General features: G+C 60.2%; 11 protein-coding genes. 7 read left to right on the forward strand and 4 right to left on the reverse strand.

Going from position 1 to position 14,623, the window contains the following annotated elements:
• Positions 1-41: 41 nt before the first annotated feature.
• Both D8U82_RS28085 and D8U82_RS09185 read right to left on the reverse strand, forming a co-directional pair.
• Positions 42-203, reverse strand: a complete 162-nt coding sequence (locus D8U82_RS28085; RefSeq protein WP_016771212.1) for a hypothetical protein — start codon at positions 201-203, stop codon at positions 42-44.
• Positions 204-238: 35 nt separating this feature from the next.
• Complete coding sequence (locus D8U82_RS09185) at positions 239-661, reverse strand: hypothetical protein (protein WP_307845087.1); 423 nt, start codon at positions 659-661, stop codon at positions 239-241.
• Between the two features lie 550 nt (positions 662-1,211).
• Between D8U82_RS09185 and D8U82_RS09190 the strand changes: the two genes are divergently transcribed.
• Positions 1,212-2,075 (forward strand): DMT family transporter, encoded by an 864-nt coding sequence (locus tag D8U82_RS09190; protein WP_130902072.1) that lies wholly within the window; start codon positions 1,212-1,214, stop codon positions 2,073-2,075.
• Positions 2,076-2,188: 113 nt separating this feature from the next.
• Here the strand turns inward: D8U82_RS09190 and D8U82_RS09195 are convergent, their stop codons facing one another.
• Positions 2,189-3,097: a DMT family transporter gene (locus D8U82_RS09195; RefSeq protein ID WP_122505875.1), complete on the reverse strand. Its 909-nt coding sequence runs from the start codon at positions 3,095-3,097 to the stop codon at positions 2,189-2,191.
• Positions 3,098-3,311: 214 nt separating this feature from the next.
• On the opposite strand from D8U82_RS09195, the gene aceK reads away from it, so the two are divergent.
• The 5 genes from aceK (at position 3,312) to D8U82_RS09220 (ending at position 11,729) form a co-directional block, all read left to right on the forward strand.
• Positions 3,312-5,033, forward strand: a complete 1,722-nt coding sequence (gene aceK, locus D8U82_RS09200; RefSeq protein WP_130902073.1) for a bifunctional isocitrate dehydrogenase kinase/phosphatase — start codon at positions 3,312-3,314, stop codon at positions 5,031-5,033.
• Positions 5,034-5,265: 232 nt separating this feature from the next.
• Complete coding sequence (gene hrpA / locus D8U82_RS09205) at positions 5,266-9,177, forward strand: ATP-dependent RNA helicase HrpA (protein ID WP_130902074.1); 3,912 nt, start codon at positions 5,266-5,268, stop codon at positions 9,175-9,177.
• Between the two features lie 453 nt (positions 9,178-9,630).
• Positions 9,631-10,752 carry a beta-ketoacyl-ACP synthase III gene (locus D8U82_RS09210; RefSeq protein WP_016771207.1) on the forward strand — a complete coding sequence of 374 codons (1,122 nt, stop codon included), beginning with the start codon at positions 9,631-9,633 and terminating at the stop codon, positions 10,750-10,752.
• A 135-nt stretch (positions 10,753-10,887) separates the two neighbouring features.
• The gene (locus D8U82_RS09215; protein WP_041478829.1) at positions 10,888-11,499 is read left to right on the forward strand and encodes a sigma-70 family RNA polymerase sigma factor; all 612 of its coding nucleotides are present in this window, start codon (positions 10,888-10,890) and stop codon (positions 11,497-11,499) included.
• Positions 11,493-11,729, forward strand: a complete 237-nt coding sequence (locus D8U82_RS09220; RefSeq protein WP_016771205.1) for a zf-HC2 domain-containing protein — start codon at positions 11,493-11,495, stop codon at positions 11,727-11,729. The genes D8U82_RS09215 and D8U82_RS09220 overlap by 7 nt, the downstream gene beginning before the upstream one ends.
• Before the next feature lie 143 nt (positions 11,730-11,872).
• Here the strand turns inward: D8U82_RS09220 and D8U82_RS09225 are convergent, their stop codons facing one another.
• A complete protein-coding gene (locus D8U82_RS09225) occupies positions 11,873-13,195 on the reverse strand; it encodes a putative porin (RefSeq protein WP_130902075.1) in 1,323 nt (440 codons plus the stop codon).
• A gap of 281 nt (positions 13,196-13,476) precedes the next feature.
• On the opposite strand from D8U82_RS09225, the gene D8U82_RS09230 reads away from it, so the two are divergent.
• Complete coding sequence (locus D8U82_RS09230; RefSeq protein ID WP_130902076.1) at positions 13,477-14,601, forward strand: GNAT family N-acetyltransferase; 1,125 nt, start codon at positions 13,477-13,479, stop codon at positions 14,599-14,601.
• The last annotated feature ends 22 nt before the right edge of the window (positions 14,602-14,623 follow it).

Here is a 14,623-nt window from a genome sequence, read left to right on the forward strand (position 1 = left end):
ATAAAAAACCGCTCCTCAGGAGCGGTTTTTTATTGATGGGTTCAAGGACGTCCGGCGAGCAGGTTGGGCTCGGTCACGTCGGTTCCGTTTTCAAGGACCTGCAGAAAACGGCGCTGATTCGCGGATAACTCCAGTCGATCAAGCTTTTCCACCGGCTCGCGCAATTCCTTCTTGCTTGGGGATTTTCTTACGACTTTGCGCATACTCCCTCCCTCGCTGGTCATTAAATGAACAGATGTCACGATACTTTACTCTCCACTGGTAGAACAAGGCGACCTTGAACATCAAATGTGAAGCCGAGTTGTTGATAAACCGGAATGGCTCCCGGCATAGGTTCCTGAACTTCGATGACTTGGCTGCCAATAATTCGGGCGAATTCGTCGATGGCGAGCAATGCCAAAGCGGCTATTTGGTTTTTCAGCGGGTGAGCCTTTCCGGGTTTGCCCTCCAGTCGCACGATGCGAATCCGCTGGCGGCTATTGTTGGGATTTGCGAAGCATAGCCCGCAGAGCTCTAGTTCAAACCAGATTGCGATATCCAGAGACAGAGGTTCTCGAGCTTTCCAGACGACGACGTCTTCCCACGAGAAAATGGGGTCGTCCCAAGACTGATAAACTGCGAGTGCTTCCGCATCAATAGGCTCAAAGCGGACTTCTGACATGTCGGCTCCCGAAATGCATCGCATCTGCGCAGTCGCAACACCCGCCCGCTTCCTCGCCTCCGACCGATAAACCTGATACCGCAAATACGTCCGTTCCCTTGGCATATGATCTCTTGCATTCCATGTCTCCTGACAATCCGTTGCCGCGCCAATAACCCTAACCACCCGGCGCCAGACTGTCGCTACCGGCCCTTCGCCCAAGTCATTGCAATCTATGTCCCGGGCTGGTTATAGTCAGCCCGCGAGCCGCCTGGCTCGCGCGTTCATTTCCTCACTAAAGATCAGCATTCATGCCTGCATCCCTCATCAACGCGGTAGTCGATTCAGCGGTCAACGCTGGCGTCGTGCCGTGCGGGAATCGGCAGCCTGTGCAGATCAGTCATTACCCTCCACCTGTCAGTAGCACGCCGGTGTGCGCAGTCGTTTCGCCGCCGGGCGTTGGTGTGCGGGGTTGATCGGCAGTTTCTGCTGACCCCTGCGCCCGCCAGAACAACCTACTGAATTTCAGCTTCGGCTGAGTTGGCTTCTTGCCTGACTACAGGTGGTATTCATGTTTGTCCTTTCGAAACAATCCGCGCTCGCGGCGACGTCCACGAGCCTGTTCGTTCTGCTGTGGAGCAGCGGGGCGATTTTCTCCAAATGGGGCCTCGTCCATGCTTCGCCCTTTGCCTTTCTGCTGATTCGCTTCGCCATCGCCCTGTGCGGGCTGGTGTTGCTGGCGCCGCTGCTGAGATTGAAGCTGCCCAAGGGTGGCAAGCCGATGCTGTTCGCGATCGCCACGGGACTGGTGTTGCTCGGGGCCTATCAGATCTTTTATCTGCTGGCGCTGGATTGCAAAGTCACGCCGGGGGTAATGGCGACGATCATGGGCGTTCAGCCGATCCTCACCGTGGTCTTGATGGAACGGCAGCGTTCGGCGAGCCGCCTGTTCGGCCTGGCGCTGGGTCTGGCCGGGCTGATCATGGTGGTTTATCAAGGGATCGGTCTGGCCGGAATGTCCTGGGCCGGCATGCTGTTCGGTTTGCTGGCGCTGGCGAGCATGACGCTCGGCTCGATCATGCAAAAGCGCATCACCGAAAATCCATTGGGTACGCTACCAGTGCAGTACCTGGCCGGGCTGTTGCTGTGCGGGGTGTTCGTACCGTTCCAGCCGTTTCACTTCGAGCACAGCGCAGGCTTCATTGTCCCGGTGTTATGGATGGGCCTGGTGGTTTCAGTGCTGGCGACGCTGTTGCTGTATCGACTGATCGCGCGGGGCAATCTGGTGAATGTCACCAGTCTGTTCTATCTGGTGCCGGCGGTGACGGCGGTGATGGATTACCTGATTTTCGGCAATCGGCTGGCGGCGTTGAGCGTGTTGGGAATGCTGCTGATTATTGTTGGATTGGTATTTGTGTTCCGTAAAACCGGATAGCCGATAGGCAGGTGGCGCTTGTTGCGCCGCCTTTCGCGAGCAGGCTCGCTCCCACATTGGAATGTATTTTTCTGTGGGAGAGAGCCTGCTCGCGAATATCTGCGGCAGAAAATCTAACGGACTGACGCGTTTGCAGGCTTCACCACCGCCGGCTTCAACACCAGCCACAACGCCGCCGCAATCAGCACCCCGCCATAAATGTGCGCCATCGACAACGGCTCATCCAGCAACAACGCCCCCCACAACACGCCGAACGGCGGGATCATGAAGGTCACGGTCATCGATTTTACCGGGCCGATCGAGCTGAGCAGGCGGAAATAGATGATGTAGGCAAACGCCGTGCAACCCAGGCCCAGGCCGAGCAGCGACAGCCAGACCTGCCAGCCGCCCCAGCTGACCGGCGGCGCGGTAATGGTGCTGTAGGCGAACAGCGGCAGCAAAAACAACGTCGCCCCGAGCATGCTGCCCAGTGCCGACAAACGGCTGTCCAGCCCACCGGCCTGATCCAGCCAGCGCCGTGCGAGGAATCCGGCAAAGCCGTAGCAAGTGGTCGCCAGCAGGCAGGCGACCGCGCCCATCAGCAGTTGCAGATCGAAGGCTACAGGACCGGCACGCGTCAGCACACCGACGCCGAACAGACCGAGGAACACGCCGCTGAGCTTGGCCGCCGTGAGCTTTTCGCTGAAGAACAAACCGCCAATCAACACGCCCATCAGCGGCGTCGTGGCGTTGAAGATCGCCGAATAGCCGGCCGGCAATACTTGCGCCGCCACCGAATACAGCGTCGCCGGAATCCCCGAGTTGATCACGCCCAGCAGCATCACGGTTTTCAGCTTGCCCTTGAAGTCCCAGCTGATGCGCATCAGCCCGAGTATCACCAGCAGCCCGGCCGCCGCGATCGACACCCGAAAGAAACCGGTCGGGATCGTGCCGATCACCGGGGCAATGATGCGCATGAACAGAAAACTCGCGCCCCAGATAGCGGCCAGCGACAACATACGGAAAATATCGACAGGGCTCACGGCGGGCTCCTTCCTTGATCGGGACGAGAGTGTTGCCGAGCGTCCGGATCATGGCAACCGCTATTCGGGCTTTTAATTCTGCTTGCCGATGCATCGGCACGAGAAACCCCGTCAACGGTCAACCCCGTATCGATTTTGGCAGAAATTGCGCTTTTCCTGCGGACGGTTCCGTGACTAAGCTCAAACGAATCGATTTCCCGCCGAGGTTTCATTTATGTCGCAGCAATGGCCAGCCACCGAGATCGCCCGGATGATCCTCGCCGGCTTCGACGATTACCGCGAGCATTTCCGCCGCATCACCGACGGCGCGCGGGAGCGTTTCGAACAGGCGCGCTGGCAAGAAGCCCAGGCCGCCTCGGCGGCGCGGATCAGTCTGTACGAAGAAAAGGTTGGCGAAACCGTCGCTCGCCTGCGCGAGTATTTCGACGAAGAGACCCTGATGGACGTCAGCTGCTGGCCGCTGGTGAAAAGCGCCTATATCAGTGTGATCGACCTGCGCTTCGACGATGAGCTGTCCGAAACCTGGTACAACTCGATTTTCTGCGGGCTGTTCAGCCACGACCTGATCAGCGACGGCTGCATGTTCATCCACACCACGCGCCCGAGCCTGCGCCGAGCCCGCGCCGCGCAAACCCGCACATACAAGCCGCAGGGCCAGTTGTCCGGGATGCTCGCGAGTATTTTTTCCGATTACCGCTTCAGCGAGGATTACGCTGATCTGCCCGGCGACTTGCTGCGGCTCGAAGCGCAATTGCGCGAGAACCTGCCGGACTGGGTGTGCAAGGACCCGGAGCTGGGCGTCGAGCTATTTTCCTCGGTGCTCTACCGCAATAAAGGCGCGTATCTGGTCGGACGCATCTATACCCGCGACGAGCAGTGGCCGCTGGTGATTCCGTTGTTGCACCGCGAAGGTCGAGGCATTCAGATCGATGCGTTGATCACCGACGAAGCCGATGTGTCGATCATCTTCTCTTTCACCCGTTCGTATTTCATGGTCGATGTACCGGTGCCGGCGGAGTTCATCGGTTTTCTGCGACGCATTCTGCCGGGCAAGCACATCGCCGAGTTGTACACCTCGATTGGCTTCTACAAGCACGGCAAGTCGGAGTTTTACCGCGCGCTGATCAATCACCTGGCCAACACTGACGATCAGTTCATCATGGCCCCGGGCGTGCGTGGCATGGTCATGAGCGTGTTCACCCTGCCGGGTTTCAACACCGTATTCAAAATCATCAAGGACCGTTTCTCTCCGTCGAAAAACGTCGACCGCGCCACGGTGATCGAAAAGTATCGTCTGGTGAAAAGCGTCGATCGGGTCGGGCGTATGGCCGATACCCAGGAATTTGCCGACTTTCGTTTTCCGCTGAGCAAGTTCGATCCGGCGTGTCTGGAGGAACTGCTAGAGGTCGCGCCGTCGACGGTTTCGGTCGAAGGCGAAACCGTGCTGATCCGCCACTGCTGGACCGAGCGGCGGATGACCCCACTCAACCTTTATCTGGAAAATGCCAACGACGCGCAAGTGCGCGAAGCGCTGGAAGATTACGGTCTGGCGATCAAGCAATTGGCGGCGGCGAATATTTTTCCCGGCGACATGCTGCTGAAAAACTTCGGCGTCACCCGTCACGGGCGCGTGGTGTTTTACGACTACGACGAAATCTGCTTCCTGACCGAAGCCAACTTCCGCCACATCCCGCAACCGCGCACGCCGGAGGACGAAATGGCCTCCGAGCCGTGGTACTCGATCGGCCCGCTTGACGTGTTTCCCGAAGAGTTTCCGCCGTTCCTGTTTGCCGATTCGGGCCAGCGGAAATTGTTCGATCAATTGCATGGCGAGTTGTACAACGCCGATTACTGGAAGGGCTTGCAGGAGGCGATTCGGGCGGGGAAGGTCATCGACGTCTTCCCCTACCGGCGCAAGGGCCGCAATAACGAATAAATCCCCCTGAATACATTGTGGCGAGGGGATTTATCCCCGATGGGGTGCGAAGCACCCCCAAAACCATTCAACTCAGACGCTTCAGATCGACGTTGATATCCAGTCGGCGACTGCTGCGCAGCCGATCGGGGATAAATCCCCTCGCCACAAGAGCACCTCACAGTCGTGTTCGGTGCCGCAAATCTGCGACAATCCGCCCCCTGCATAAATAGACGACCGAATTGCCTACCCGATGACCGACGAATCGCCCTCCATCGACAAACTGCTGAAAAACCTCGATCACGCCATGCTCGCCGACCGTCACCGGCTGCGGCGGCAGTTGCTTGAGCTGCGCAAGAAACCCGACGAGGCCAAACTGGCCCAGTGGGTGGCGCGGATGCAGGCGTCCTGTGATCAGGTACTGGCGCGTCGCGCGAGCCTGCCGGTGATTCGTTACGACGACAGTTTGCCGATCGCGGCCAAGCGCGACGAGATCAAGAAGGCCCTGGAGCAACATCAGGTACTGATCATCGCCGGCGAAACCGGTTCGGGCAAAACCACCCAGTTGCCGAAGATCTGCCTGGAAATCGGTCGCGGCCAGCACGGTCTGATCGGCCATACCCAGCCGCGTCGGATCGCCGCGCGCAGTGTCGCCAGCCGTGTCGCCGAAGAACTCGGCACGCCGCTTGGAGCGCTGGTCGGCTATCAGGTGCGGTTTGAAGATCAAAGCGATTCCAACACCCTGATCAAACTGATGACCGACGGCATTCTGCTGGCGGAAACCCAGAACGATCGTTATCTGGAACGCTATGACACGATCATCGTCGACGAAGCCCACGAACGCAGCCTCAACATCGATTTCCTCCTCGGCTACCTGAAAACCCTGCTGCCACGCCGTCCCGACCTCAAGGTCATCATTACTTCGGCGACCATCGATCTGGAGCGCTTCTCCAAGCACTTCGATGACGCGCCGATCGTCGAAGTGTCGGGCCGTACTTTTCCTGTGGAAACCTGGTACCGGCCGCTGACCCTGGAGCAGGACGAAGAGGGCAACCGGGTCGAGGACGACCTGACCGTCGATCAGGCGATTCTCGCCACTCTCGACGAAATCGCCGCCTACGAGCGCAGCGAACGACGCAGCCCCGGCGATGTGCTGGTGTTCCTGCCCGGCGAGCGCGAGATTCGCGACGCCGCCGACATGTTGCGCAAGGCCCAGCTCAAACACACCGAAATCCTGCCGCTGTACGCGCGCCTGTCGCCGGCTGAACAGCAGCGGATTTTCCAGTCGCATCCGGGCCGCCGCGTGGTGCTGGCGACCAACGTCGCCGAGACCTCGCTGACCGTGCCGGGCATTCGCTATGTGATTGACAGCGGCACCGCGCGCATCAGTCGTTACAGCTACCGCGCCAAGGTGCAGCGCTTGCCGATCGAGGCGATTTCCCAGGCCAGCGCCAATCAGCGTAAAGGTCGTTGCGGCCGGGTCGAGCCGGGTATCTGCGTGCGTTTGTACAGCGAAGAGGACTTCCTTGGGCGCCCGGAATTTACCGATCCGGAAATTCTGCGCACCAACCTCGCCGCCGTTATTTTGCAGATGCTCCATCTGCGCCTCGGTGAAATCACCGCGTTCCCGTTTATCGAGCCGCCGGACGGCAAGGCGATCAGCGACGGTTTCAACCTGCTGCAAGAGCTATCGGCGGTGGATCGCAACAGTCAGCTGACACCACTCGGTCGCCAGTTGGCGCGTTTGCCGGTCGACCCACGCATGGGCCGCATGCTGCTGGAAGCGGCCAAGCTCGGCAGTCTGCAGGAAGTGCTGATCGTCGCCAGTGCGATGTCGATTCAGGACCCGCGCGAGCGTCCACCGGAGCGTCAGCAAGCGGCGGATCAGGCCCATGCGCAATGGAAGGATCCGGATTCCGACTTCGCCGGGCTGGTCAATCTGTGGCGTGGTTTTGAAGAACAGCGCCAGGCGCTGACCGCCAATCCGCTGCGCAATTGGTGCCGGAAGAATTTCCTCAATTACCTGCGCTTGCGCGAGTGGCGTGATTCTCATCGTCAGTTGAGCCTGATCTGCCGCGACATGCAGTTGATCCTGAACAAGGAGCCGGCGGATTATCCGAAGCTGCACAAAGCGGTGCTGGTCGGCTTGCTCAGCCAGATCGGCCAGAAAACCGAAGACGGCGATTACCTCGGCGCGCGGCAGCGGCGCTTCTGGATTCACCCGTCGTCGGGCATCGGCAAGAAGCGCCCGCAGTGGCTGATGACCGCCGAACTGGTGGAAACCACCAAACTCTACGCGCGCATGGTCGCCAAGATCGATGCCGACTGGATCGAGCCGCTGGCCGGACACCTGATCAAGAAAAACCACTTCGAGCCGCATTGGGAGAAGAAGCGCGGCCAGGTCGTCGCCTACGAGCAGATCACCCTGTTCGGCCTGATCGTCGTCGGTCGCCGCCCGGTGCATTACGGCCCGGTCGATCCGGTGGTTTCCCGTGAGCTGTTTATCCGCGAAGGTCTGGTGCGCGGCGAGATTCAGTCGCGGGCCAAATGCCTGAGTGCCAATCAGAAACTGCTCGAGCAGCTCGACGAACTCGAGGCCAAGGCGCGCCGTCGCGACATTCTCGCCGACGAAGAAACCCTCTACGCCTTCTACGATGCGCGTCTGCCGGCGGAGATCCACCAGACCGCGACCTTCGACAGTTGGTACAAAGTCAACAGCCAGAAAGATCCGCAGCTGTTGATCATGCGCGAAGAAGACGTGTTGGCCCGCGAGGCCAGCGAAGTCACCGCCCGTGATTACCCGGACACGCTGCACATCGGCGATCTGGAACTGGCGCTGACGTATCACTTCGAGCCCAATCACCCGCGCGACGGCGTGACCTTGCGCGTGCCGGCTCCGCTGCTGCCGATGCTGCCGCCGGAGCGTCTGGAATGGCTGGTGCCGGGGCTGATCGAGGCCAAGTGCATTGCTCTGGTGCGCAACCTGCCGAAAGCCCTGCGCAAGAACTTCGTGCCAGTGCCGGACTTCATCAAGGCCGCGTTGCAGCGCATGACTTTCGCCGAAGGTTCGCTGCCGCAAGCGCTCGGTCGCGAGCTGCTGCGCATGACCGGCGCGCGGGTCAGCGATGAAGCGTGGGCGGAAGCGGCGCAGCAGGTTGAGAGCCATCTGCGCATGAACCTGGAAATCGTCGATGGCGAGGGCAAGTTCCTTGGCGAAGGCCGCGATCTGGCTGAGCTGACCGCACGCTTCGCCGAAGCCAGCCAGGCCGCGCTGGCGGTGCCGCAGAGTGCGCAAAGTCAGCAACCGGTGGAGGCAAAAGTCTTCGCGCCAGTGGCGGAAAAGACCCAGCAAAAGATCGCCGGGTTGTCGATGACGGTGTACCCGGCGCTGGTGGAAGAGGGCGGCACGGTCAAGGAAGGGCGTTTCTCCACCCCCGCCGAAGCCGAGTTCCAGCATCGTCGCGCCTTGCAGCGCTTGCTCATGCAGCAACTGGCCGAGCCGGCGAAATTCCTCCGGGGCAAGTTGCCCGGGCAGACTGAACTGGGCTTGCTGTATCGCGAACTGGGCCGGGTCGATGCGCTGGTCGAAGACATTCTGCTGGCCAGCCTCGACAGCTGCATTCTCGAAGGTGAAGACCCGTTGCCCCGCGATGGCGCCGGATTGGCGGCATTGGCCGAACGCAAACGCGGCAACTGGACCGAGCACGCCGAGCGGGTTGCGCGGCTGACGCTGGAAATCCTCAAGATCTGGCACCGTCTGCAAAAACGCTTCAAGGGCAAGATCGATCTGGCGCAAGCGGTGGCACTCAACGACATCAAGCAACAGATCGGCAATCTGGTCTATCCGGGTTTCGTCCGCGAAACGCCGATGCAGTGGCTCAAGGAGTTGCCGCGTTATCTGAAAGCGGTCGAGCAACGTTTCGAGAAACTCGGCGCACAGGTGCAGAAGGATCGGGTCTGGAGTGGCGAACTCGCTGGCCTGTGGGCGCAATACCAGACCCGCGCGGCCAAGCATGCGCAGGAAGGCAAGCGTGATCCGCAGCTGGAGTTGTACCGCTGGTGGCTGGAGGAATACCGCGTGTCGCTGTTCGCTCAACAGTTGGGGACGAAAGTGCCGATCTCCGACAAGCGCCTGAGCAAACAGTGGAGCCAGGTCGAGCCCTGACCTGCAGCCATACACAATCCCCCTGAGGAAGCGGTCTTTGTGGCGAGGGGATTTATCCCCGTTGGGTGGCGAAGCCGCCCCAAAACCTGCGAGCTCGGTTCATCGATCGTTCCCACGCTCTGCGTGGGAATGCCTCTGGGGACGCTCCGCGTCCAGTGACGCGGAGCGTCACGGGCTGCATTCCCACGCGGAGCGTGGGAACGATCATCAAAAGATCGCAGCCTTCGGCAGCTCCTGCAGGGATCGAGTTGAGCAGGAGAAAGGCGCCAAAATCTCGGGTTTATGGCAAACTTCGCCACCATAACCCGCCGTTTCGCGACCCAGAGCCTTCGGCCGTGTCGCGCTGCGGAATAAAACGATGCCAGGTTTGCGTCCCCCGGATGGGAATAGACCCTTTGCGTGTTGGTACGACGGTTCCAGCACTTTCTGCCTGAACAGATTAGAGAAACGACCATGCATAACGTCGTCATCAGCGGCACCGGCCTGTACACACCGGCCAACAGCATCTCCAACGAAGAGCTGGTGCAGTCTTTCAATACCTACGTCGCCCAGTTCAACGCCGATAACGCCGAGGCGATTGCCAGCGGTGAAGTCCAGGCCCTGACCGAATCCAGCGCCGCGTTCATCGAAAAGGCCTCGGGCATCAAGAGCCGCTTTGTCATGGACAAGGACGGCATCCTCGATCCGCAACGCATGGCCCCGCGCCTGCCCGAGCGTTCCAACGATGAATGGTCGGTGCTCTGCCAGATGGCCGTCGGCGCGGCTGAACAAGCCCTGCAACGAGCCGGCAAAACCGCCGCCGACATCGACGGCGTGATCGTCGCCTGCTCCAACCTGCAACGCGCCTACCCGGCCATCGCTATCGAAGTCCAGGAAGCGCTGGGCATTGAAGGTTTCGGTTTCGACATGAACGTGGCGTGTTCTTCGGCCACCTTCGGCATCCAGGCCGCCGCCAACAGCGTGCAACTGGGCCAGGCGCGGGCGATCCTGATGGTCAACCCGGAGGTCTGCACCGGGCACCTGAACTTCCGTGATCGCGACAGCCACTTCATCTTCGGCGATGCCGCGACTGCGGTGATCATCGAGCGCGCGGATCTGGCGACCTCCCCGTACCAGTTCGACGTGGTCAGCACCAAACTGCTGACCAAGTTCTCCAACAACATCCGCAACAACTTCGGCTTCCTCAACCGAGCGGCGGAAGAGGGCATCGGTGCCCGCGACAAGCTGTTCGTGCAGGAAGGCCGCAAGGTGTTCAAGGATGTCTGCCCGATGGTCGCCGAGCTGATTGGCGAGCACCTGGAAGAGAACCAGCTCAACGTCGGCGACGTGAAGCGTTTCTGGCTGCACCAGGCCAACCTGAGCATGAACCACCTGATCGTGCGCAAGCTGCTCGGCCGCGAAGCTACCGAAGAAGAAGCCCCGGTGATTCTCGACAGCTACGCCAACACCAGCTCGGCCGGTTCGGTCATTGCTTTCCACAAATATCAGGATGATCTGGCCTCGGGTTCGCTGGCGGTGCTCAGTTCGTTTGGTGCCGGTTATTCGATCGGTAGCGTGTTGCTGCGCAAGCGCTGATATAGGTTAATTTCCCCTTAATCGCGTCGATCTTTCCTACATTCGAAGCGGCTGAAACGCTGTAATTTTTCGGACGTCGCGGCAGGTGCACACCTGCCGCGTTCATTTTCGAAGTCCGGACAAGGGGATTGATGGATGGCGGCTGACGACACCCAACTGCTCACGCGCTTGCTGGCGGGGGAGCAAAAGGCTTTCAAGGAACTGGTCACCACCTATCAGAGCGCCATGCGCGCGGTGGCTTACGCGATTGTCGGCCAGCGTCATGTCGAGGAAGTGGTGCAGGATGCCTGGCTGTCGGTGGTGCGCCATCTGGCCAGTTTCGAAGGCCGGTCCAGCCTCAAAACCTGGTTGCTGACCATTACCGCCAATTCGGCCAAGAGTCGCTACAAGCTCAATCGCCGGGAAGTCCTGCTCGACGACCTGCCATCACCTCACGGCACCATCGGTGACGATCGATTTTCCTCGAGCGACGGTCATTGGCTGGTCGCGCCATTTGCCTGGCATCAGGACACCCCAGAGGCGCTGCTCACCGAAAACGAACTGCGTGAATGCCTCGAACACACGTTGCTGAGTTTGTCCGAGCTGCAGAGCAGTGTCCTGCTGTTGCGCGAACGCCAGGGCCTGGAGCTGGAAGAGATCTGTAATCTTCTGGAGATCTCGCTCTCCAATGTCCGCGTGCTGCTGCATCGGGCACGCTTGAAGGTCTTTGCGACCGTGGAACATTTTGAGGAGACAGGAGAATGTTGACCTGCAAGGAGCAAGTGGCACGATCCAGCGATTATCTCGATGGCCAACTGAGCTTTCGCGAGACGCTGATGGTGCGTCATCACCTGTTGTTCTGCCCCAACTGCCGGCGCTTCATGCGGCAGATGCGCGTGATGCAGGCAACCCTGAAGGCGCTGCCGGAACAACCGGAAGAGGGAGTGGATGCTTTGGCTGAGCGTCTGGCGACGCAGAGGCGCGACGACAGTCCTTGAAAGAGTCAGCCCGGGGCAGCGTCAGCGAACGGATGATGGGGATCGCTGGCATTGCACCGGGCTGCAGGACATCAGCTTCGAACGACAAGTCGCAAGGGGAGCGGTGACTTGCAGCTTGTCGCTCGAAGCTTGTAGCTGTTTTCTTAGAACTTCGCTTCAGCATCCAACTGCAGGGTGTTGGCATCTGCATCGCGCTGGCTGCGGCTGGCGAAGTCGGCCTTGGTCAGGAAGTATGTGGCGCCGACGGCGAAGTTCTTGTCGATGTCGTAACCGACCTTGAACTTGTGCCCGCGCGAACCGGTGGTGCCGTTGGCGAAGTCGGAGTCGGTGAAGGCGCCGACCACGGCGTTGCGCTGCACGTCGCGATAGTTGTAGTCGAGGTTGAAGCCGAAGACTTTCGACTTGGCGCCGAGCAACCATGCGGTGTCTTGATCGGTTACGGCATCGTTGTTCTTCACGTACTGGCCGTAGAACGACAGCGGCATTGGCAGGCCGCCGATGTCGATCTGGCTGAACCCTTCATACAGACGGAATTCGTTGTCGGCCGAGTTGCCGTTGACTGCCAGGGCGCACGGCGTCGAGGTGCCGGTGCAGCGGCTGTCATCGTCATTCTGGTAAGCGTAAACGCTGCCGCCGACGGTCATCTTCAGGTTGTCAGTGATGTTGAAACGGCTGCCCAACTGGCCAGCGGTCAGGCGCAGGTCGTGGCGGAATTGCACGCCGTCGCCGTCAACGTTGTCCTTGAGGTTGTAGTTACCCAGGCTGCCGAACAGTTCGGCGCTGCCGCCCAGTGGGTATTTGTAGGTAACGGCCAGACCTTCCGGGTTGATGTCGCTGTCCCAGATCACGTCGCCCATGCTTACCCATGGTTGCAGCATCTTGCCGCCGATCACGTGCAGGTTCTTGATCTGATCCGGGTGATAGTCGATGTAGCCGAGGTCGAGCCAGATCTGCTTCTTGTCGAAGTAGTTGTCCTGATCCTGGTTGGTCGAGCGCGCGTCGTCACCGCCGCCGGTGGCGATACGGATACCGGTGTCGACTTGCGGGTTGATCTCGGTATAGGCACCCAGACGCGCACGGATGCGCTGGCGGTCCTTGTCGCGGCCGCCGTTGTTCGGCTCGCCGTCGATCTTGATGGTTTCCTGACGGATACGTAGGTCGCCCTTGAACTGGGTCTTGGCCGCCCAGGCCAGTTTCTGATCGAACAGGCTCTGTTCGTTGGTCTTCTTCGCGACCGCCGCCACTTGTTCGTTGGTTTCCTGCTGCGCCTGTTGGGCGATTTGCTGAGCCTTCTGATCCTTGGCCAGTTCTGTTTGCAGCTCGATGTACTGCGCCTGGGAAATCGACCCGTTGGCCTTGAGCATGTCGAGCAGTTTGGCGTCGACTGCAGCACTGGCCGGAACGCTCATGGCCAGCAACAAGCCGCCGCACAGGGCCGCTGCAGTTTTCGTGGAAGCAAGACGCATAGCAATCTCCGAAGATGAAGGGGATGGCTGAACCATCCTGGGCACAACCGGCCTGAAGGCCGGAAAACTGTGTCCGGGTTAGAACCCGGCGCTCTAAAAACAGGCGCCAGTATCGCGATGGTTTATGACAGAGCGGTGGCACAGTGATGGCAGGTTGATGACGATGCGGATCAGGCGTGAACTATCGAGTTAGAGCGCTGTCGGCCGATTGAGCGTGTGCAACGGGGTCGCGATCAGCGATACTCGCCGGGCTTTGTCGCCAAGCTGTGGAGTGCCAGTGAATGCCGTTGCAACGCCTGCAAGACCTGTCAGAAATCGCCCCGGCAAGCTGGGATGCGCTGGTGCCGGACAACCAGCCGTTCCTGCGTCACGCCTTCCTCAGCGCGCTGGAAGACAGCGGCAGTGTCGGCCCGCACTCAGGCTGGCAGCCCGAACATTTACTGCACATCGAAGATGATCGACTGATCGCCGCACTGCCCAGTTATCGCAAGTGGCATTCCTACGGCGAGTACGTCTTCGATCACGGCTGGGCCGATGCCTGCGCCCGCGCCGGCATTGATTACTACCCCAAACTCCTGACTGCCGTGCCCTTCAGCCCGGTCAGCGGCCCGCGCTTGCTGGCGGCAACAGTGGAGGACGGTTTCGAACTGCTGAAAAGTCTGCCCGGCTATTTGCAGATCGAAGAGCTCTCCAGCGCGCACATCAATTTCACTGATCCGTTTACCGATGCGGCGATGGCCGGGCAGCCGGGCTGGCTGCAGCGTATTGGCTGTCAATATCACTGGCAGAACCGTGAGTACCGCGACTTTCAGGACTTCCTCGACGCCCTCAGCTCACGCAAGCGCAAGCAGATGCGCAAGGAGCGCGAGCAGGTGGCGGGGCAGGGCTTTGAGTTCGAGTGGTTGGAGGGGCGTGAGCTGGGCGAGGCGCAGTGGGATTTTGTTTACGCCTGTTATGCCAACACCTACGCGGTGCGGCGTCAGGCGCCGTACCTGACGCGGGAGTTCTTCAGCCTGCTGGCCGAACGTATGCCCGAGGCGATTCGCGTGGTCCTGGCCAAGCAGGGCTCACGGCCGGTGGCGATGGCGTTCAGCCTGGTCGGTGGCGACAGTTTCTACGGGCGGTATTGGGGTTGCCTGGCCGAGTTTGATCGGCTGCATTTCGAGACGTGTTTTTATCAGGGCATGGATTACGCGATTGCCCAAGGCATCCAGCGTTTCGATGCCGGGGCGCAGGGCGAGCACAAGTTGATTCGCGGCTTCGAACCGGTGATCACCCATTCCTGGCATTACCTGCGCCATCCGGGGCTGAAAGCGGCGGTGAAGGATTTCCTCAAGCAGGAGCGCGCCGGGGTTCTGGCCTATGCCGAAGAGGCCCGCACCGCGTTGCCCTATCGCCAAACCTGACCATGATCGTTCCCACGCGGAG

Origin of the sequence: Pseudomonas sp. Sample_23, from assembly GCF_004307595.1 — a bacterium.
Classification (GTDB): Bacteria; Pseudomonadota; Gammaproteobacteria; order Pseudomonadales; family Pseudomonadaceae; genus Aquipseudomonas; species Aquipseudomonas atacamensis.